This window comes from Microbispora sp. NPDC004025 (genome assembly GCF_053604425.1).
In genome coordinates this window covers 895893-915826 of sequence record NZ_JBSGHN010000001.1, presented here as the reverse complement: position 1 = coordinate 915826, position 19934 = coordinate 895893, and the positions used below count along the sequence as shown (strand labels likewise).

The 19934-nt window shown below is 72.0% G+C and carries 15 protein-coding genes; 11 read left to right on the top strand and 4 right to left on the bottom strand.

The features are described 5' to 3' along the window. Positions 1-749 precede the first annotated feature (749 nt). The 4 genes from ACWEQG_RS04425 (at position 750) to ACWEQG_RS04410 (ending at position 3571) form a co-directional block, all read left to right on the top strand. Positions 750-1148: a DUF222 domain-containing protein gene (locus tag ACWEQG_RS04425; protein WP_452281633.1), complete on the top strand. Its 399-nt coding sequence runs from the start codon at positions 750-752 to the stop codon at positions 1146-1148. Between the two features lie 37 nt (positions 1149-1185). After that, complete coding sequence (locus ACWEQG_RS04420) at positions 1186-1542, top strand: arsenate reductase family protein (protein WP_452281631.1); 357 nt, start codon at positions 1186-1188, stop codon at positions 1540-1542. 30 nt (positions 1543-1572) lie between these two features. Beyond that, the gene (gene ybaK, locus ACWEQG_RS04415; RefSeq protein WP_363472420.1) at positions 1573-2070 is read left to right on the top strand and encodes a Cys-tRNA(Pro) deacylase; all 498 of its coding nucleotides are present in this window, start codon (positions 1573-1575) and stop codon (positions 2068-2070) included. A 76-nt stretch (positions 2071-2146) separates the two neighbouring features. Beyond that, entirely contained in the window at positions 2147-3571 is a 1425-nt protein-coding gene (locus tag ACWEQG_RS04410; protein ID WP_452281629.1) for an amidase, read from the top strand. Here ACWEQG_RS04410 and ACWEQG_RS04405 read toward each other — a convergent pair. Next, positions 3568-4053 (bottom strand): hypothetical protein, encoded by a 486-nt coding sequence (locus tag ACWEQG_RS04405; RefSeq protein ID WP_452281627.1) that lies wholly within the window; start codon positions 4051-4053, stop codon positions 3568-3570. The two genes, ACWEQG_RS04410 and ACWEQG_RS04405, sit on opposite strands and share 4 nt — an antisense overlap. Positions 4054-4154: 101 nt before the next feature. Here ACWEQG_RS04405 and murA point away from each other — a divergent pair, with 101 nt between their 5' ends. Together murA and ACWEQG_RS04395 are read left to right on the top strand one after the other, a co-directional pair. Continuing rightward, on the top strand, positions 4155-5459 hold the full coding sequence (gene murA, locus ACWEQG_RS04400; protein ID WP_363472415.1) for a UDP-N-acetylglucosamine 1-carboxyvinyltransferase: 1305 nt from the start codon (positions 4155-4157) through the stop codon (positions 5457-5459). Between the two features lie 52 nt (positions 5460-5511). Continuing rightward, positions 5512-7719, top strand: a complete 2208-nt coding sequence (locus tag ACWEQG_RS04395) for a transglycosylase domain-containing protein (protein WP_452281625.1) — start codon at positions 5512-5514, stop codon at positions 7717-7719. Here the strand turns inward: ACWEQG_RS04395 and dnaE are convergent. Beyond that, on the bottom strand, positions 7682-11203 hold the full coding sequence (dnaE, locus tag ACWEQG_RS04390; protein WP_452281623.1) for a DNA polymerase III subunit alpha: 3522 nt from the start codon (positions 11201-11203) through the stop codon (positions 7682-7684). The genes ACWEQG_RS04395 and dnaE overlap by 38 nt on opposite strands. Positions 11204-11282: 79 nt before the next feature. After that, a complete protein-coding gene (locus tag ACWEQG_RS04385) occupies positions 11283-12221 on the bottom strand; it encodes a chorismate mutase (protein WP_452281621.1) in 939 nt (312 codons plus the stop codon). A 291-nt stretch (positions 12222-12512) separates the two neighbouring features. On the opposite strand from ACWEQG_RS04385, the gene ACWEQG_RS04380 reads away from it, so the two are divergent. Then, a complete protein-coding gene (locus ACWEQG_RS04380) occupies positions 12513-14612 on the top strand; it encodes a protein kinase domain-containing protein (protein ID WP_452281619.1) in 2100 nt (699 codons plus the stop codon). A 28-nt stretch (positions 14613-14640) separates the two neighbouring features. Here ACWEQG_RS04380 and ACWEQG_RS04375 read toward each other — a convergent pair whose 3' ends face one another. After that, positions 14641-15414, bottom strand: a complete 774-nt coding sequence (locus tag ACWEQG_RS04375) for a MerR family transcriptional regulator (RefSeq protein ID WP_452281618.1) — start codon at positions 15412-15414, stop codon at positions 14641-14643. A gap of 171 nt (positions 15415-15585) precedes the next feature. On the opposite strand from ACWEQG_RS04375, the gene ACWEQG_RS04370 reads away from it, so the two are divergent. The 4 genes from ACWEQG_RS04370 (at position 15586) to ACWEQG_RS04355 (ending at position 19920) form a co-directional block, all read left to right on the top strand. Continuing rightward, positions 15586-17004, top strand: coding sequence for an aminotransferase-like domain-containing protein (locus ACWEQG_RS04370; RefSeq protein ID WP_452281616.1), 1419 nt, complete (start codon positions 15586-15588; stop codon positions 17002-17004). Positions 17005-17235: 231 nt separating this feature from the next. Continuing rightward, entirely contained in the window at positions 17236-18057 is an 822-nt protein-coding gene (locus tag ACWEQG_RS04365; RefSeq protein WP_452281615.1) for an AfsR/SARP family transcriptional regulator, read from the top strand. Between the two features lie 79 nt (positions 18058-18136). Further along, complete coding sequence (locus ACWEQG_RS04360; RefSeq protein ID WP_452281613.1) at positions 18137-19288, top strand: sensor histidine kinase; 1152 nt, start codon at positions 18137-18139, stop codon at positions 19286-19288. After that, positions 19285-19920: a response regulator transcription factor gene (locus ACWEQG_RS04355; RefSeq protein ID WP_363466981.1), complete on the top strand. Its 636-nt coding sequence runs from the start codon at positions 19285-19287 to the stop codon at positions 19918-19920. Before ACWEQG_RS04360 ends, ACWEQG_RS04355 begins: the two co-directional genes overlap by 4 nt. The last annotated feature ends 14 nt before the right edge of the window (positions 19921-19934 follow it).

Genomic DNA, 19934 nt, shown 5'->3' with positions numbered 1-19934 from the left:
TTCTGGTCCTGGTCAACGCCGAATCCCTCCCCACCGACCCCACCCCCGAGCACGCCCCCGAGCACGCTGGAAGTGCCGGCCACCCCGCGAGCGCCTACCACCCCGAGGACAGCCGGGACAGTCGGGACAGCCAGGCCGGCCGGGACAGCGAGGACATCAGTGCCTCCGCCGAGGAGGACGACCCGACTGACGTCGGCAGCACTAGCCCCGCCGACCCTGTCGACGTTGCGGAGAGCGGTGACGCCGAGGAGGCCGAGGCAGCCGGTTCCGCAGTAGGCGCCGATGCCGACGTATCCGCAGGGGCCGCCGTGGAGAACGCCGACCAGAGCGCCGCCAACGGCGCAGACCCGGCGACCGGGCCCCGTGACGTGCAGCCCAGCAATGACGCGACCAGACGCGCGCAGGCGAAAAGCCCACAGCGGAGGGAGTCACAGCGAGGCTCGTCGCAGCAGAGCACGCCACAGCGGCAGGAGTCGCACTCGCGGGAGTCACGGTGGGGCAAGTGGCACTCGCCTGATCCTCCTGGGGACACCTGTGCCCCTCACACCCACGCCGGGCCTCGGCCTGCGGGGGATGCCCGGCATGGGCCGGGAGGCACGGAAACCCCGTCCGGCACGTCCGGACCAGAGCCGGGGACGCCCGGCGCCCGGGGATCAGAGCCGGGGTCGCCACCGGGAGCGGAGTCCGGAGGGCTGCCGGGGGCAGGGCCGGGCGCGGCGTGGGGTCCACTGCTGGGGACGGCGCCGGGGTTGCTGCTGGCGACCGGGCAGGTGCTGCCCATCGCCGGCGTGCACCGCCTGGCCCGCACCTCCACCCTCATGCGCCTGGTCATGGACGCCGACGGACAGGTGCTCGACATGGGCCGCAAGGTCCGCTTGGCCACCCCGGCCCAGCGGCGGGCCGTCTTCGCCCGCTACGCCACCTGCTGGATCGACGGCTGCCCCCTCCCCGCCACCAAATGCCAGATCGACCACGCCGACAACTGGAGCACCGGCGGCCTGACCGACCTCAAACTCCTGGGCCCGGCCTGCCAGTTCCACAACCGCGACCGCTACCAGCACCCCGACCGCTACACCCGCCGGAGGGCCGGCAACGACCGCTGGGCCTTCACCTACCTCGGCCGGTTCGCGCCTTTCCGGCAGCGTTGACGGGCCCGCTCGCACCGCGGCGCGGGACAATGACCCCATGGAGATCTGGATCAATCCGGCCTGCTCGAAGTGCCGGTCGGCCTTGTCCCTGCTGGACGCCGAGGGCGCCGGGTACACGATTCGGCACTACCTGGAGGACCCGCCGAGCGCGGAGGAGCTCGCAGAGATGCTGCGGCGTCTCGGGCTGGAACCCTGGGACGTCGCCCGCCTCGGCGAGCCCGTCGCGGCGGAGCTGGGCATCGAGTCGTGGCCGCGCGACGAGGCGGCTCGCGGGCGGTGGATCGAGGCCATGACCGCTCACCCGATCCTGATCCAGCGGCCGATCATCACCGCCGACGACGGGACCGCCGTGGTCGCCCGCTCCCCCGAGGCCGTACGCTCCGCCCTGCGGTGACGAAGGGGCGTCCGCACTAGGCTTGCCGCCGTGAGCAAGACCAAGAGCAAGGGCGGCCAGGGCACTCCGGCGACCGTCGCCCTCACGCAGGCCAAGGCGGAGTTCACCCTTCACCCCTACGACCACGACCCGAACGCCCAGGCGTACGGCGAGGAGGCGGCCGACGCGCTCGGCCTGCCGTACGAGCAGATCTTCAAGACGCTGGTGGCGGAGACCGAGGCGGGCCTGGCGGTCGCGGTCGTGCCGGTCGCGGGCAAGCTCGACCTCAAGGCGTTCGCCGCGGCGCTGAAGGGCAAGCGGGCGGCGATGGCCGACGCGGCGAAGGTGGAGCGGGTCACCGGCTACGTGGTGGGAGGCATCAGCCCGCTCGGGCAGCGCAAGCGGCTGCCGACCGTGGTGGACGAGTCGGCGCTCGGCTTCGAGACGATCTACTTCTCCGCCGGGCGGCGTGGCCTGCAGATCGAGACGGCGCCGGGCAACCTCATCCGGCTCGCCCAGGCGGTGACCGCCCCCATCGCCAAGGCCTGAACCTGTCGAGTGTTGCCGTCGCCCGTCCGGCTCGCAGGCCGTGAAACTGGCCGGAGACCGTAGGGAACGGGGAGATATGAACGAACTGGCCGGCCTCACCGCGACCGAGATGGCCGCGCTGCTCCGGGCCCGCGAGGTGAGCGCGGTCGAACTGGCCGAGGCTTGCCTGCGGCGCATCGACGAGACGAACCCGCGGGTCAACGCCGTCGTCACGCTGACCGCGGAGCGGGCGCTCGACCAGGCCGCGCGCGCCGACGAGGACCTGCGGCGCGGGCACGTGCGCGGCCCGCTGCACGGCATCCCGGTCGCGCACAAGGACCTCGCCGACACCGCGGGCGTGCGGACCACGTACGGCTCACCGGCCTTCGCGAACCACGTGCCCACCGAGGACGACCCGCTGGTGCGGCGCATCCGCGAGGCGGGCGCGATCGCGCTCGGCAAGACGAACACCCCGGAGTTCGGCACCGGCTCGCACACGGTCAACGAGGTGTTCGGGGCGACGCGCAACCCCTACGACCTGTCGAAGAGCGCGGGCGGCAGCAGCGGCGGCGCCGCGGCGGCGCTGGCGTGCCGGATGGTGCCGCTCGCCGACGGCTCCGACATGGGCGGGTCGCTGCGCAACCCCGCGTCGTTCTGCAACGTGGCGGGCCTGCGGCCCACCCCCGGGCGGGTGCCCGCCAAGTCGGCGACGGCGGCCTGGTTCACGCTCAGCGTGCCGGGTCCGATGGCCCGCACGGCCGCCGACCTGGCGCTGTTCATGTCGGCCGTCGCCGGGTTCGACCCGGTCTCGCCGTTCTCGATTCGCGAGGACGGCTCGGCGTTCGCGGCACCGTTGGACCTGCACCCCGCCAACATGGACCTCGCCGGCGTCCGCGTCGCCTTCAGCCCCGACCTGGGCGGCCTCCCGGTCGACCCGCGGACGGCCGCGGCGACGGCGCGGGCGGCCGAGACGCTGGCCGGGCTGGGCGCCAAGGTCGAGCAGGTGGACCTGGACCTGTCCGACGCCGACGAGGCGTTCCGCGTCTACCGGTCGTGGTACTACGCGCTCAGTTTCGGCGACCTGCCCGAGGTTGGTCCCAACGTGGCCTGGAACGTGGAGCAGGGGCGGAAGGTCACCGGGGCCGACCTCGCCCGGGCCGAGCGGCTGCGCACCGGGCTGTTCCACCGCATGCGGGAGTTCTTCGGCCGGTACGAATTCCTCGTGGCGCCCGTCAGCCAGGTGCCGCCGTTCCCGGTCGAGCAGCCGTACGTCACGGAGGTGGCGGGGGTGGAGATGCCCGACTACCTGGCATGGATGCGCTCGTGCTACTGGATCAGCGTGCTGCACGCGCCCGCGATGTCGGTGCCGTGCGGGTTCACGCCCGAGGGCCTGCCGGTCGGCCTGCAGATCGTCGGCAGGCCGTGGGCCGACATGGACGTCCTGCGTCTCGGGCACGCCTTCGAGCAGGCGACCGGTCTGTGGCGGACCGAGCCGGTCCTCGACAGGAGCGACGAGGCCTAGCGGCCGCGCTGGTTGTACGTCACGGCGAACTCGATGACCCAGAAGACCGCGGTGGCGACGAGCGGCCAGGCGAACAGCACGCCGTACGCGGTCAGGTCCAGCGAGGCCGTGGTGGTGTAGCCGTCCGGTCCCGCCGCCTGGACCACGCCCTTGGCCGTGCCGCCGACCAGCATCGCGACGTACCCGGCGAGCAGCCCGCCGCTCGCGAGCCCCACGAGGACCTCGACCGGCCGGTCGCGCGACAGCACGTACCCCGCGACCGCGCAGACCAGGCCGAACGCGCCGGTGACGGCGGCGAACCAGCCGTCGGCCTCGATGAGGGACTGCGTCTCCGGGTCGGCCAGGTGCGGCGTCCCGTCGACCAGCACGTACCGCGTGGCGGGGGCGAGCGCCGACCAGACGTACCCGGCGACCACGCCGAGAACGGCGAGCACGAGGACGGTCACGACGGTCGTAGCCAGATTGCCCCTCAGATGCCGCACCGTCCCGATAGTACCCACATGGTAATCGGGACCGATCCCGTTACTCTTGCTGAAGCCGGGTGCAGGGGACGCACGGCATCGGTGTTGGCCAAGGAGGCCGAGTGAGCGAAGAGGTATGGCAGATCGACCCGTCCGGCCCGTTGCGGGGGGACGTGGAGGTCCGGGGATCGAAGAACGCGGTTTCCAAGCACATGGTGGCGGCGATGCTCGGGACGGGCCCGAGCACGCTGCACAACGCCCCCGAGGTCGGCGAGGTGGGGCTGACCGCCGCCATGCTCGAAGCCCTCGGCATCCATGTGGAGATCACCCCGGGTGAGATCACCATCGAGCGGGGCAGCGAGATCCGGCCGCGCGTGCCGGAGGAGTACACCGGGCTCAACCGCATCCCGATCCTGATGCTCGGCCCGCTGCTGCACCTGGCGGGCGAGGCGTTCGTCCCCCTCGTCGGCGGCGACCCCATCGGCAGGCGGCCGGTGAACTTCCACGTCGAGGCGCTGCGGTCGATGGGCGCGGAGATCGAGGTCGGCGACAACGGCATCACCGCCAAGGCGAGCCGCCTGCGCGGCAACCGCATCACGCTCCCCTACCCCAGCGTGGGCGCCACCGAGACGATCCTCATGACGGCGGTGCTCGCGGAGGGCAAGACCGTCATCAAGGGCGCGGCGATGGAGCCCGAGGTGGTGGAGCTGGCGCTGTTCCTCCAGCGCATGGGCGCGATGATCGAGCTGAGCCCGGACCGGCGCATCGTCATCGAGGGCGTCGAGAAGCTGCACGGCGCCTCCACCTGGCTGGCCGGCGACCGCATCGAGGCGTTCTCCTACCTGGTGGCGGGCCTGGTGACGGGCGGCGAGGTGCGCGTGCACGGCTGCCACCAGGACCGGCTCGTGACCGCCATCACCACGCTGGCGAGGATGGGCGCGCGGTTCGAGATAACCGACGAGTGGCTGTGCGCCTCGGCCCCGGACGGCCTGCGGGCGGCGGCGGTGCAGACCGACACCCACCCCGGTTTCATGACGGACTGGCAGACGCCGCTGATGGTGCTGTTCACCCGCGCCGAGGGCATGTCGGTGTTGCACGAGACGGTGTTCGAGAACCGGCTCGTGTACGTGCCCGCGCTGCAGAAGATGGGGTGCGAGATCGAGGTGTTCGCCCAGTGCCTGGGCGGCCCGGCGTGCCGCTACCACGACACCAACGCCAAGCACTCGGCGGTCGTACGCGGAGTCTCCAATCTGCGCGGGGCCGACGTCACGCTCCCCGACATCCGCGCCGGGTTCTCCGCGGTGCTGGCCGCCGCCGTGGCCGAGGGCACCTCGACCCTGCGGGGCGTCAACCACATCGAACGCGGTTACCACAGACCGTTCGAACAGTTCACCTCGCTCGGATTGAAGATCAACAGGATCACGTAAAGCTTTACGGCTCCCGGGTTTGGACAAACGCCGGAGGTCGCACTGATATCCCGTGACCTCTCGTCTTCTCGGCGTCACCGTCGGGCGCGCCGTCCTCGCGCTGGGCCTGTGCGGCACAGCCGGGGGCACCCTGGTCGCCGGGCTGGCCATGCCCTTCGTGGGCGGAGCCGGCCTGGCGGCCAGGAGCGCCGCGTCCACTCTCACCTACCTGCCCGCGCCGCTGCGCGAGGAGCCGCTGCCCGAGGTGACACGGCTGCTCGACCGCAACGGGCGTCAGATCGCGCAGTTCTACTACCAGAACCGGCAGTCGGTGCCGCTGAGCGCGGTCGCCCCGGTCATGCGCCGGGCCATCGTCGCCATCGAGGACGCCCGGTTCTACGAGCACGGCGGCCTCGACCTCAAGGGCACGCTGCGCGCCTTCGTCACCAACACCCGGGCCGGCGGGATCCGGCAGGGCGGCTCGTCCATCAGCCAGCAGCTCGTCAAGAACATCATGCTGAACCAGGCCGAGTCGGAGGACGAGCGGGCGCAGGCCCTCGTGCGCTCGTTCCGCCGCAAACTCGACGAGCTGCGGTACGCGCTGGCGCTGGAGCGCAAATACACCAAGGACCAGATCCTCGAGCGTTACCTCAACATCGCCTACTTCGGCGCGGGGGCGTTCGGCGTGCAGGCCGCGGCCAAGCGGTTCTTCGGCGTCGACGCCGCCGACCTGACGCTCACGCAGGCCGCGACGCTCGCCGGCGCCGTGCGCACGCCGTACGACACCGATCCCTCCCTGGGCGACGAGCACAGGGACCGGCTGCGGGCCCGGCGCGACCTGGTCCTGGACCGGATGGCCGAGCTCGGGGTGATCGACGGCGACGTGGCGCGCACCGCCGCCGCCGAGCCGCTGGGGCTGCGCCTGCGGCCCGAGCCCGGCGGCTGCGCCGGCAGCGCCTACCCCTTCTTCTGCGTGTACGTGGAACGCGAGGTGCTCGGCAACCCCGCGTTCGGCTACACCAGGGCCGACCGGGAGCGGCGTCTGCAGCGGGGCGGGCTGACCATCTGGACGACCGTCGACCCGGTCGCGCAGCGGGCCGCGGCGCGTGCCATCGCCGCGCGGGTCAGACCGCGTGACAACCAGGTCGCGTCGGAGACGATGATCGAGCCGGGCACCGGTCACATCCGCGCGATGGCGGTGAGCAAACGGTACGGGCGCAACCCGCACGACCGGGACCTCGGGCCCGCCACCACCTACAACCTGGCGGCCGACACGGCGCACGGCGGCGGGCTCGGCCTGCAGGCGGGCTCCACGTTCAAGGTGTTCACGCTGGCCACCGCACTCAAGCAGGGGATGCGGTTCGGCGACGGCTTCACGATCCCCGGCTCGTACGTCCCGTCGTACGGCTATCGCGACTGCTCGGGCAGGGCCGTCAACGACCCGAAAACCGTCATCCACAACGCGGGTGGCGAGGGCGGCGGCGGGCCGTACAGCCTGGAGATGGGCACCTGGCAGTCGGTGAACATCTTCTACATGCGGCTGGAGCGCGAGGTCGGCCTGTGCGACGTCGTGCAGACGGCCAGGTCACTGGGCATCAGGCGGGCGGACGGCGCGCCGCTGCACGAGGTGCCGACGTTCACGCTGGGGGCCAACGAGATGGACCCGACCACCGTGGCGGCGGCGTACGCGGCGCTGGCCGCCCGTGGCCGCTACTGCCGGCCGCTGGCCATCACCGCCGTGGTGGAACGCGACGGCACCCGCACCGAAATTCCGCCGGCGTGCGTGAGCGCGATCGAGCCCGAGGTCGCCGACGCGGTGAGCCATGTGCTCACGGGGGTCTTCACCAAGGGCACGATGCGCGGCCAGTCCATCGGGCGGCCCGCCGCGGGCAAGACGGGCACCAACAACGGGTACACCTCGGCCTGGTTCGCCGGGTACACCCCGGGCCTCGCGGCCGCCGTGAGCGTGGGCGACATCCGCGGCTCCTACCGCTATCCGCTCACCGGCGTCACCATCGGCGGCCGCTACTACGGCTCGGTGCAGGGCGCCTCGCTGCCGGGTCCGATCTGGGTGGACTCGATGCGCGCGGCGCTACGGGACGTCCCCGTGTACGGCTTCGTCCCGCCCGACATGGCCCGGTTCGGCGGCGGGTTCACGCCGGGCCTGAAGGAGGCGCTGGAGAAGCAGCGCAAGAAGGAGAAAAAGGAGAAGAAGAAGCGGGAGCGGGAGGCCGAGCGGCCGGTCAGCCGGCCAGGCAGGCCGGACCGAGCAGCTGCTTGAGGTCGCCCATCAGGGCCGGCGAGGGGCTCACGCGGAGCCGGTCGTCCAGCCGCATGACCGTCGTACGCGGCCCGTTGTGCACCTGGAGGTGGACCTCCGTGGTCCCCGGGTGAGTGGTGAGCACCTCCTTGAGCCGGCCGACGACGGGCGGCGTGCAGCGGTTGATCGGCATGCTCACCACCAGCGGCCCGCCCGACTCGACGGTGAGGTCCGGCGCGGTCACCTCCATCGCGATGATCTTCGCGACGTCCTCCCGCTTGTCGATCCGGCCCTTGACGAAGACGATCGCGTCCTCGGCGAGCACGGTCGCGCAGAGCTGGTAGGCCGACGGGAAGATCATGACCTCGATCGAGCCCTCCAGGTCCTCCAGCATCGTGAGGACCCAGGTGTCGCCCTTCTTGGTCACCTTGCGCTGCAGGCCCGACAGGATGCCGCCGACCGTGACGACCTGCCCGTCGGGGCGGCTGTCGTCCTGCAGCGCCGCGATCGAGCAGTCGGCGCCCGCCGACAGGATGTGCTCGACGCCGAACAACGGGTGGTCGGAGACGTACAGGCCGAGCATCTCCCGCTCGAACTGCAGCAGCGTCGTCTTGTCCCACTCCCCCGGCGGGATCTGCACGTCGAAGGTCTGGTCCTCGCCGCCGTCGATCGCGCCGAACAGCGAGTCCTGGCCGATGGCCTCGTTCTTCTTGATGTCGATGATCGCGTCCACGGCCTGCTCGTGGACCATCAGCAGGCCCTTGCGGACGTGCCCGAACGAGTCGAACGCGCCCGACTTGATCAGCGACTCGATGACCCGCTTGTTGCAGACGACCGCCGGAACCTTGCGCAGGAAGTCCTTGAAGTCGGTGAACCTGCCCTTCTCCTTGCGCGCCGCGATGATCCCGTCCACGACGTTCGCGCCGACGTTGCGGATGGCCGACAGGCCGAACCGGATGTCGGTGCCGCGCGGGGTGAAGTCGAAGTCGGAGTCGTTGACGTCCGGCGGGAGCACCGTGATGCCCATGCGACGGCACTCGTTGAGGTAGAGGGCCGACTTGTCCTTGTCGTCCTTGACGCTGGTCAGCAGCGCCGCCATGTACTCGGCCGGGTAGTTGGCCTTGAGGTAGGCGGTCCAGTACGACACCAGGCCGTATCCGGCGGTGTGGGCCTTGTTGAACGCGTAGTCGGAGAACGGGAGAAGGATGTCCCACAGGGCCTTGATGGCCGCGGCGGAGAACCCGTTCTCCTTCATGCCCTTCTCGAAGAACTCGAACTGCTTGTCCAGCTCGGACTTCTTCTTCTTGCCCATCGCGCGGCGGAGCAGGTCGGCGCCGCCGAGCGTGTAGTTGGCCACCTTCTGCGCGATGGCCATGACCTGCTCCTGATACACGATCAGGCCGTGGGTCGTGCTGAGGATGTCCTTGAGCGGCTCCTCCAGCTCGGGGTGGATCGGGGTGATCTCCTGCTGGCCGTTCTTGCGCAGGGCGTAGTTGGTGTGCGAGTTGGCGCCCATCGGGCCGGGCCGGTAGAGCGCGAGGGCCGCGGAGATGTCCTCGAAGTTGTCGGGCTTCATCAGCCGCAGCAGCGTGCGCATGCCGCCGCCGTCCAGCTGGAAGATGCCGAGCGTGTCGCCCTTGGCCAGCAGCTCGTACGTTTTGGTGTCGTCGAGCGGGAGGTCGAGCAGCTCGATCCTGTTCCCGGTGTTGCCCTCGATCATCTTCAGGCAGTCGTCGATGATCGTGAGGTTGCGCAGGCCCAGGAAGTCCATCTTCAGCAGGCCGAGCGTCTCGCAGGTCGGGTAGTCGAACTGCGTGATGATCGCGCCGTCGGAGTCGCGGCGCATGATCGGGATGTGGTCGGTCAGCGGCTCGGCCGACATGATGACGCCCGCGGCGTGCACGCCGGTCTGCCGGATCAGGCCCTCCAGGCCGCGCCCGAGGTCGATCGTCGCCTTGACGTCGACGTCCTCCTCGTACAGCTTGCGCAGCTCGCCCGCCTCGTTGTAGCGCGGGTGGTCGGCGTCGAAGATGCCCGACAGCGGGATGTCCTTGCCCATCACGGCCGGGGGGAACGCCTTGGAGATGCGGTCGCCCAGCGCGTACGGGTAGCCGAGGACGCGGCCGGCGTCCTTCACGGCCGCCTTCGCCTTGATGGTGCCGAACGTGGCGATCATGGCGACCTTGTCGGCGCCCCACTTCTCGGTCACGTAGCGGATCACGTCGGCGCGCCGGCGCTCGTCGAAGTCGATGTCGATGTCGGGCATCGAGACGCGCTCGGGGTTGAGGAACCGCTCGAAGATCAGGCCGTGCGGGATCGGGTCGAGGTCGGTGATGCCCAGCGCGTACGCGACCAGCGAGCCGGCGGCCGAGCCACGGCCGGGACCGACCCGGATGCCGTTGTTCTTCGCCCACATGATGAAGTCGGCGACCACGAGGAAGTAGCTCGGGAAGCCCATCTGGAGGATGACGCCGATCTCGTTCTCGACCCAGGCGCGGTGCTCCTCGTCCACGCCGCCCGGGAAGCGGCGCTTCATGCCCTCCCAGACCTGCTGCCGGAAGTACTCCTCCTCCGTCAGCCCCTCGGGGATCGGGTAGGTCGGCATCAGGTTGTGGTACGGGAAGAAGCCCTCGGGGTCGACCTTCTCGGCCACCAGCAGCGTGTTGCGGCAGCCCTCCTGCCAGATGTCGGAGGAGTCGACCGCCCGCATCTCGTCGGCGGACTTGACGTAGTAGCCGCTGCCGTCGAACCGGAACCGGTCGGGGTCGCTGAGCTGCTTGCCCGTCTGGATGCACAGGAGGGCGTCGTGGCCGGCGGCGTCGGACTCGTAGGTGTAGTGGGAGTCGTTGGTGACGACCGGCGGGATGTCCAGCTCCCGGCTGATGCGGATGAGGCCGTCGCGGACCCGCCGCTCGATGTCGAGGCCGTGGTCCATGATCTCCAGGAAGTAGTTGTCCTTCCCGAAGATCTCCTGGTACTTCGCCGCGGCCTTGAGCGCCTGGTCGTACTGGCCGAGCCGCAGGCGGGTCTGCACCTCGCCGGAGGGGCAGCCGGTGGTGGCCATAAGGCCCTCGGCGTGCTCGGCGAGGATGTCGGCGTCCATCCGGGCCCACTTGCGGACGAAGCCCTCGGTGTAGGCGCGCGAGCTGAGCTTCATCAGGTTCTGCAGCCCGGCCTTGTTCCGCGCCCAGATCGTCATGTGGGTGTAGTAGCCACCCGCCGAGACGTCGTCGCTCTTCTGGTGCGGCTCACCCCACAACACCGGCTTCTTGTGCATGCGCGACTCGGGCGCGACGTACGCCTCGATGCCGAGGATGGGCTTCACCCCGGCGGCGGTCGCCTGCTTGTAGAAGTCGTAGGCGCCGTGCATGTTGCCGTGGTCGGTGATCGCGATCGCGGGCATCTCCAGCTCGCCCACGAGTTTGAACATCTGCTTCAGCCGCGCCGCTCCGTCGAGCATCGAGTACTCGGTGTGGACGTGCAGATGCACAAACGAATCACCCATGAGACCCCCATCGTCACCGGACCGCGGACCAGAGCCTACGCCGTGATCGCGAACCAGTGGGACTCAGGTGAAGCAGAGTTTATCTCCGGTCCTCGCCGTCCCGCGTCTCCTCCGACAGGCGCAGTCCGGCCTCGATCACGGCGTTCATGATCGGGGCGAGCAGCCCGGCGCCGAGGCTGGGGGCGCGGCGGGCCATGGCCGCGACGAGGCGGCGCTCGCGCTCCATGTCCCGGCCCCGGAAACCGCCGACGGGCTTGAGGCGCTGGATCCGCCCGGCCAGCCCGGCCCGGCGTTCGAGGAGCGTGGCGAGGGCCGCGTCCACGCGGTCGATCGCGCTCCGGGCCCCGTCGATGGTCTCGGGCGCCTCCGGCCGCACGACCGCCGCCACGACGGTCGCCGCCTCGTGCGCCGCCGCGAGGGCCCGCACGGGCGCGCCCGGGCCGACCAGCAGGCCGTCCGCCCCCGCCGCCACCGCCGCGTCCGCCAGCGCGCCGTCGCCGCCCAGCCCGGCGAGCACGGGGCGGCCGGTGCGCTCCCGCGCCGCGCGCATGAGCCCGAGGTCGGGGGCGGCGTCCTCCGGCTCCGCGCGCCCGCCGCTCTCGCAGAGCACGATCGCCTCGTTGCCCTCGGCGGCGCAGTCGTCCACCGCGGTCAGCCACTCCTCCAGCGTCGCCGTACGCCCGCCCACGACGCCCCGCTGCAGGACGACGGGCAACCCGAGCCGGGCCGCGGCGCGGACGAGGCCGGGATCGCACGCCCAGGCCGCCCCGGCCACCACTCCGTCGGCGTGCCGGGCCACGGCGGGCAGGTCGGCGGCCGAGGCGGGCTCCACCAGCAGCGGGCCCGCCCAGCTCGCCCTGGCCTCGGCGACCGCGACCTCAGCGGGCGGGCCGCCGTCGCCGCGCAGGCGCAGCCAGCGGGCGTCCTGACCGCCGACGACCACCACGGGTAGCCCGTCGCCGATCACGAGATCACCGATCCGCACGGCGTCGCGGTCGAGTTGGGCTGCCTTCGACATGTGGGTTCCTCCGTGGCCGCGTGCGAAAACCGGACGTGCGAAACGAAAAAGGCAGAGACGCTGGCGTCCCTGCCTCAAGCCGGCTCCGGATGGTCGCTAGCTCATCGTCACGCGACCGGCCCTCCCGGAGCCGGCCTCGTAAACGAGCTGTACGTACCCATAACTAGGACCTTAGCAGCGACGGGCCACGACTCGAACCGATCTGTCTCGGATTTCGGGATCGTCGGCGATGGACGCGGTTGATCCCTTTGCCATCCGTGGGACGATTCATGAGTCCAGGAAGGGGTTCGAGTGTCGCGTGCGGAAGGCCGGCTCGTCGGAGGCCGGTACCAGTTGGTGGAGCCGATCGGCCGGGGTGGCATGGGCGTCGTCTGGCGCGCCCACGACGAGTTGCTGGACCGCGCGGTCGCGGTGAAGGAGGTCCGCTACGACAGCGCCATGGGCGACGAGCTCAGCGACCTCAACCGCCGGACCATGCGCGAGGCCCGGGCCGCCGGGCGTCTCACCCACCCGAACGTGGTGGTCGTCCACGACGTGATCGAGGAGGACGACCGGCCCTGGATCATCATGCAGCTGGTGCCGTCCCGCTCGCTCGGGCAGGTGATCAGGGAGGACGGCCCGCTGTCCCCCGAGCGGACCGTCGAGATCGGGCTGCAGATCCTGGACGCGCTGCGCGCCGCGCATCGGCAGGGCGTGCTGCACCGCGACGTCAAGCCCGAGAACGTGCTGCTCACCGACGACGGCCGGGTGGTCCTGACCGACTTCGGCATCGCCCGGCTCGAAGCCGACTCCACGATGACCCGCACCGGCCTGGTCGGCACCCCCGCCTTCATCGCCCCCGAACGGCTCCGCGGCGAGGCCGCGCAGCGCGAGTCGGACCTGTGGTCGCTGGGCGCCACGCTGTACACGGCGGTCGAGGGCAAGCCCCCGCACGACCGCGGCATGGCGATGGCCACGATGCACGCCGTGCTGAACGAGGACCCCGCCCTGCCGCGGCGCGCGGGCGCGCTCGGTCCCGTGCTGCTGCGGATGCTCGGCAAGGAGCCCGCGGACCGGCCCGGTTACGAGGAACTGACCCGTCTGCTCAAGCGGGCGTCGCGGGACCTGGCCCCGCTGGCCCCGCCGCCGTCCCGGCCCGCAGCGGCGGCCGAGGGCAAGGCACCCCGGGGCTCGGCGCCGTACCCGCCCGTGTCCTCCCCGCCGGAGCCCCCGGCGCGGCGCGCCGAGCGTCCCGCGCCGCCCGCGCCACCCGTGGAGCCCGCGGAGTCCGCGGAGCCCGGCGACGCGGCCGCGGGCCCCGGTGAGATCACCTCGCCCATCCCCGTCGTCCAGGACGACCCCGCGCCCCCTCGGGCGGAGGACGCCCCGGCGCCCATGCCGGAGACCGGCGTGCAGGCCGCCCCGCCCGCCCGTACGACGCCCTCCGTCGACGGCGACGAGGCGACGGACGACAAGGACAGCAAGGACGAGGAGGGCGGGAAGGACGACAAGGACGACACCACCAAGGTCGGCACGGCCGGCGGTGCGGTCGCGCAGGAGGACCGCGGGATCGCCGACGCCGGCGACCGGCTCGCCGGGCTGCGGCAGGAGCAGCCCGCGGCGCCGCCGGGGCAGGGCGGGGCGGCGTGGCACGCCGCGTCCACCACCCCGGTCGAGCCCAAGTCGCCGGGCGGACTGCTGAAGGTCGCGCTCGTCCTCATCCCCGCGCTGCTGGTCATCGCGGGCGTCGCGGGGTATTTCGGGGTGCGGTCGGGCGGGAGCGACCCGGGGGGCAAACCCGCCGCCGGGTCGGACCCGTCGACCGGGAAGACCACCGAGAAGCCCTCCGCCTCGGCGCCCTCCTCGGCCGCGCCGTCCTCCGCCGAGCCGTCGGCGTCCTCCTCGGACGAGCCGGCGGCGTCGGCGTCCCCCGAGCCCTCCCCGAGCAGCGACGACCCCGGTCCCGGGGACGTCCCCGACGGCTGGCACAAGTACAAGCACCCGAGCGGGTTCTCCATCGCGCTGCCGAAGGGGTGGCACGCCGACGGCAGCGGGAACGGCGAGGTTCGCTTCCGCGGGGACTCCCACACCTACCTGGAGGTGCACCACACCTCCAGCCCCGAGTCGGACGCGCTGAAGGTCTGGCGGCGCGACGTACCGGGCATGAGCCGGAACTTCCCCGGCTACAAGCTCATCGCCATCAGAGAGGTCAAGGGCTACTGGAAGACCGCGGCCGACTGGGAGTTCACCTTCGGCGACAGCCGCTACCGGTCCCGGGTGATCGACCGCGGCTTCGTCACCGACAAGAACAACGGCTACGCGCTGCTCTACAAGACCCAGGACAAGGACTGGAAAAAGAAGAAGAAGCTCTTCGAGACCATGGCCGCGACCTTCAAGCCGGCGAAGAAGTAGCGGGACCGGGCGCCTCGGTCCCCGGACCTCAGCCGGCCCGGCGGGCCTGCTCCAGGTAGGAGACCAGCCCGGTCATCCGCTCCGCCGGCCAGGGCAGGCTCCGGCCGATCTCCGCGCTGTTGTCCTGCCAGAGCCTCCGCGCGGCCGCCTTGGTCTCCGCGCCGGCCGGTCCTTCGGGGTGGAATCCGCCCGCCAGCGCGTCCCAGCGGCGTACGAGGTCCCGGGCGCGCGGGTCGTCCGCGGGGACGCCGCTCTCGATGAGCCGCAGCCCTTCCTCGACGAGTCCCGTCCACTCGTGCTTGGCCGCCTCGACGGCCTCGGCTCCCAGCGCGTCCCTGCGCTCGGCCAGTCGCTCCCGCTGCTGCTGCGTGAAGTGGCTTTCGTACACCGACATCATCTCCAGGGTCGTCATGAACCAGCCGGGATCGGGGGCGGACGGGCCGTCCAGCCGGCCGAGCATCTCGCCGACCCGGCCCCGGAGCGCCTCGATCCGCTGCGCGTGCTCCTCCAGCCTGCTCAGCTGCGCCGCCAGTAGGTGGCGCAGCGACTCCGGGTCGTCCGCGGCGCCCGCCAGGACGGCCGCGACCTCCTCCAGAGACAGGCCGAGCGCGCGCAGCGCCCGCACCCGGTACAGTCGGCGCAGGTCGCGCTCGCTGTACCGGCGATGTCCCGAGGGCGTGCGTTCGCTCGCGGTCAGCAGCCCGATCTCGTCGTAGTGGTGCAGCGCTCGCACCGTCATCCCGGTCGCGCGCGCCAGCTCGCCGATGGACCACCGCCGTCCGGCGTCGTCTGCCCCGATCACGCCCGCAACGCTACGACCTCCCGTTGCGGCAGGTTCAAGCCCGGGGCGGGGGCCGCTCCCGAGCGTCCGCGCGTTCAAGGCCCGCCGCGTTTTGCAACGCTTCTGTAAGCGAACTGAAAGTCGTCTGAGATTGCCTTCTCCTGGAACGCGACGGAGGACAGCCGAAGGGGCATGATGCGGACGTCGACGACTCTGTCGATCTATGTCGAGCTGGCACGTGGTTCTGCCGAGTCGATGGCGGCGCAACTGGCCAGGCAGCTGAGGCAGGCCGTCCTGGACGGCCGCCTGCCGCCGGACACCCGCCTGCCGTCCAGCCGGACCCTCGCCGAGCTGCTGCGGGTGTCCCGGCCGGTCGTGCAGGAGGCCTATCGCACGCTGGAAGCCGAGAACCTGATCGAGAGCAGGCGCAGGTCGGGGACCTACGTCAGGCGGGCCCGGCCGGAGAAGGCCGCCGGGGAGCCGCACCGGGGCAAGCCGCCTACGGACCGGGCCCGCAGGACGCTCGTCGACCTGTCCCCCGACCAGCCGTCCGGGGAGGACTTCCCGGTGCCGGTGTGGCGGGCCGCGTGGCGCCGGGCCGCGCACCGGATCCCGGAGGTGGTGGAGGGGCCCGGCGAGGCGGTGCTACGCCGCGCGGTGGCCGCGCACCTGCGGGCGGTACGCGGACTGGACGCCGATCCGGCGAACGTGCTGATCACCACCGGGGCCCGGCAGTCGCTGGACCTGGTGGCGGCGGTCGCGATGCAGCCGGGCACCGTCGCGGCGGTCGAGGATCCCTGCCTGCCCACGGTGATCCGGCTGCTGCGCCAGCACGACGTCGTCACCGTGCCCGTGCCGGTGGACGCCGACGGGGCGCTGGTGGAGGCCGTGCCCCGCGCCGCGGGGGCGGTCGTGGTGCGCCCCTCCCACCAGATGCCGCTCGGGGTGGAACTGTCCCTGTCGCGGCGGCGCGCGCTGGTCGAGCTGGCCGTCACCCGTGGCGCGCTGATCGTGGAGGACGACCGGGACCACGACTTCACCGAGGCGATCCGGCCGCAGTCGCTGTGGGACCTGAGCCGGGACCGCACCGACGACGTCCTCTACGTGGGCTGCCTGTGCCGGCTGCTCCCGGACGTGGTGTGCACCGGCTACATCCTCGCCCGCGGGCGCCGGCTGCGGCAGCTGGCCGAGCACCTGTCGCTGCGGCAGTCGGGCACGGTCACGGTGGCGCAGCGCGCCGTGGCCGAGATGCTCGGCTCGGCCGAGACCCGGGCCCGCGTCGACCGGCTGCGTCACGCGTACCAGGCCAAGCGGCAGCTCGTGGTGGAGGCCCTGGCGGATCACCCGGCCGTGGAGCGGCTGAGCGGCACCCGGTCGGGGTCGCACGTGCACGTCGAACTGCGTCCCGACGTGCCCGCCGGCCGGATCGCCCTGGCGTTCGAACGGCGGGGGATCGTGACGCCGACCACCGCGCGGTACGAGTGGAGCGGCCTGGTGCGACCCCGGAACGGTTTCCTCGTCAGCCACAACCACCTGACCGAGGCGGTGCTGTCCCGCACGCTCGCGAAGATCACCCGCTGCCTGGACCACACGGTGGCCTGCCCCTGCTGAGGCGCGCACACCTGTCCACTAAAGACCGTTAATGCCGGTCAACTGGCTATCCTCGTCCGTCTCGTACACCGGCAGGATGAGAACAACGGCCAGGCCCGTCAACGTGGACGCGCTGGGAGCGACGCGTTGGCCGTGGGACGTGAGAAGGCGAGCCCCCGCGCTCACGCGGCCGTCCCGGCCCTTCCCACCCGCCGCGCGGTGTTCCGGCCCTCCATGAGGCCGCAGAATCGAGTGCCCGAGAAAGGCCACGACATGCTCTTCCGCCTGCTGGGACGTGTTCAGGTCGGCGACGACGACGCGTCCCTGGCCATCGGATCGGCCCCGGTGAGGGGGCTGCTCGCCGCGCTGCTGCTCGAAGAGGGACGCTCGGTGCCGGTGGAGCAACTGATGAGATACCTGTGGGAGGATCCGCCCGGCTCGGCCCGCAAGAACCTGAGACTGCACGTCGCCCGGCTGCGTACCGGGCTGGCGGCCCTCGGGCTGCGCGACCGCCTGGTCACACTGCGGGGAGGCGGCGGCGAAGGCGGTTACCGCCTGCTCGCCGTGCCCGAGGAGGTGGACGCGGTCATGTTCAGGCGGCTCGCCATGGAAGGCTTCGCCCGGCTGCGCGACCGGCAGCCCCGCGCGGCGGAGGAGGCGCTCAGCGGGGCGCTCGATCTGTGGCAGGGGCCGATCGGTCAGGACTGCACCGCCTCGGAACTGCTGCGGTCGCGGTTCACCGCCTTCGCCGAGCTGCACCTGACGGTGCGGGAGCGCCTCGTGGAGGCCCGCCTGGGCCTGGGCCGCACGACCGATCTCATCCCCGAGATCCTGGAGGTGCTGGGCGACGCCCCCTTCCGCGAGACCAGCTGGGCGCACCTCATGCGCGCCTACTACCTGGGCGGGGACGTGGCCGGGGCGATCTCCGCCTGGGGACGCGCCACGGCCGTGCTCGGCGACCAGCTCGGTCTCGACCCGTCGGCCGAGCTGCACGAACTCCACGTCGCCGTGCTCCGCCGGGACTGCGACGCCGTCCGGGGCACCGTCGCCCCCCAGCCGGAGCCCGTCTTCTAGCGCGCCCCGCGGCCATGACCACGGTCATGTTTTTCCGGCGGCCGGTCACATTCGCGCCGCGGAGATCTAGGGTCGAGTCATGGCGCGTTTCGACTGGTTGCGCGACGCCGATCGGCCGTCCCTGTTGAACGTCGCGTTCTGGGCGATGACGGCCCTGCTGACCATCGGCCTCGCGGAGGCGGTCGCGACCGGCCGAGGCAGCGGCCTGCCGGAGTACGTGCTGTTCGCCGCCAACGTCGTGCTGGTCGCGGCGCTCTGGCCGGCGCTGCCGTGGCAGCGGGCGGCGCGCCGCCGCTGGGTGGCGCCGCTGTTCCTGGCGGCGACGCTCGCGCTGGGAGTCACGGGGTCCGTGGAGACGCACATGCCCCTGGTCCTCATCGCGATGGCCAACCTCGCCTTCGTGTACGGCATGCGCGTCGCGACCGCTCTCCTGTCCTGCGTCACGGCCCTGTGCGCGGTCGTGCCCCTGATCGAGGGCAGGACGGTCACGGAAGGTTTCGCCCAGGCCGCCACGATGGCGGTGTTCGCGGCGGTCGGCCTCGGCATGGCGGCCTCCACGCTGGAGGCGCGGCGCAGGCGCGAGGAGGCCCAGGGGTTGCTGGAACGCATCAGGGAGCTGGCCGTGGCCGAGGAACGGGCGCGGATGGCGGCGGAGATGCACGACTCGGTCGGCCACCACCTCACGGTCATCAAGATGGGCCTGGAGAACGCCGAGCGCTTCCGCGAGCGACGCCCCGAGGCCGCCTGGGCGGAGGTCCGCCAGGCCAAGGAGCTCACCGCGGAGGCGCTGACCGACGCGCGGCGCTGGGTGCGCGCGCTGCGGCCGCTCGCGCTGGACGGCCGCGTCGGCAGCGCCGCGCTCGGACGGCTCGCGGCGTCGTTCGACGGCACCGGCATCAGCGTGAGCTTCGAGGTGCGGGGCGAGGAGCGGCGGCTCGAGCCCGACACCGAGCTCGTCCTCTACCGGGTGCTGCAGGAAGGGCTCACCAACGCGCTGCGGCACGCGAAGGCGGAGCACGTGCGCGGCACGCTCGCCTTCGGCGACGACCGCGTCGTGCTCATGGTGAGCGACGACGGGAAGGGCAGGGACGACCGGCCGGCCGGCGGTTTCGGGCTGACGTCGCTTGCGGAGCGGGCCAGGGCCCTGGGCGGCACGCTGGCCGGCGCCAACAGGCCGGGCGGAGGGTTCGAGTTGCGCGCGGAGCTGCCGTTGTCGGAGGTGCGGGCATGACGCCGGTCAGGGTCGTGCTGGTGGACGACCAGGCACTGCTGCGCGAGGGGCTGCGCAAGCTGCTCGACGTCGAGGACGGCATCGAGGTCGTGGGTGAGGCGGCCGACGGGCACGAGGCGCTGCGGGTGATCTCCGGCCGCCGCCCGCACGTGGCGCTGGTGGACATGCGCATGCCGGGCATGAACGGAGTGGAGCTGATCGGCCGCCTGGCCGCCGAGCACCCGGAGGTGGCGGTCGTCGTGCTCAGCACGTTCGACGAGGACGAGTACATCTTCGGCGCGCTGCGCGGCGGCGCGACCGGCTACCTGCTGAAGGACTGCTCGCCGGAGGAGCTGGTCTCGGCCGTGCACCGGGTGAGCCGCGGGGAGACCGTGCTGGGCAGCCCGGTGGCGGCCCGCCTGGTCGCCGAGCTGCGGCATCTGCCGGTGAGCCCGGTCGCCTTCCGCGGCCAGGATCTGCTGTCCGCCCGCGAGGTGGAGGTGGCGCGGATGGTCGCCGCCGGGGCCGCCAACAGGGAGATCGCGGCGCGGCTGTTCATCACCGAGGGGACCGTCAAGAACCACGTGTCCAGCGTGCTGCGCAAGCTGGGCCTGCGCGACCGGATCCAGCTCGCCCTGCACCTGCGTCCCTGAACCGCGCGCACCCG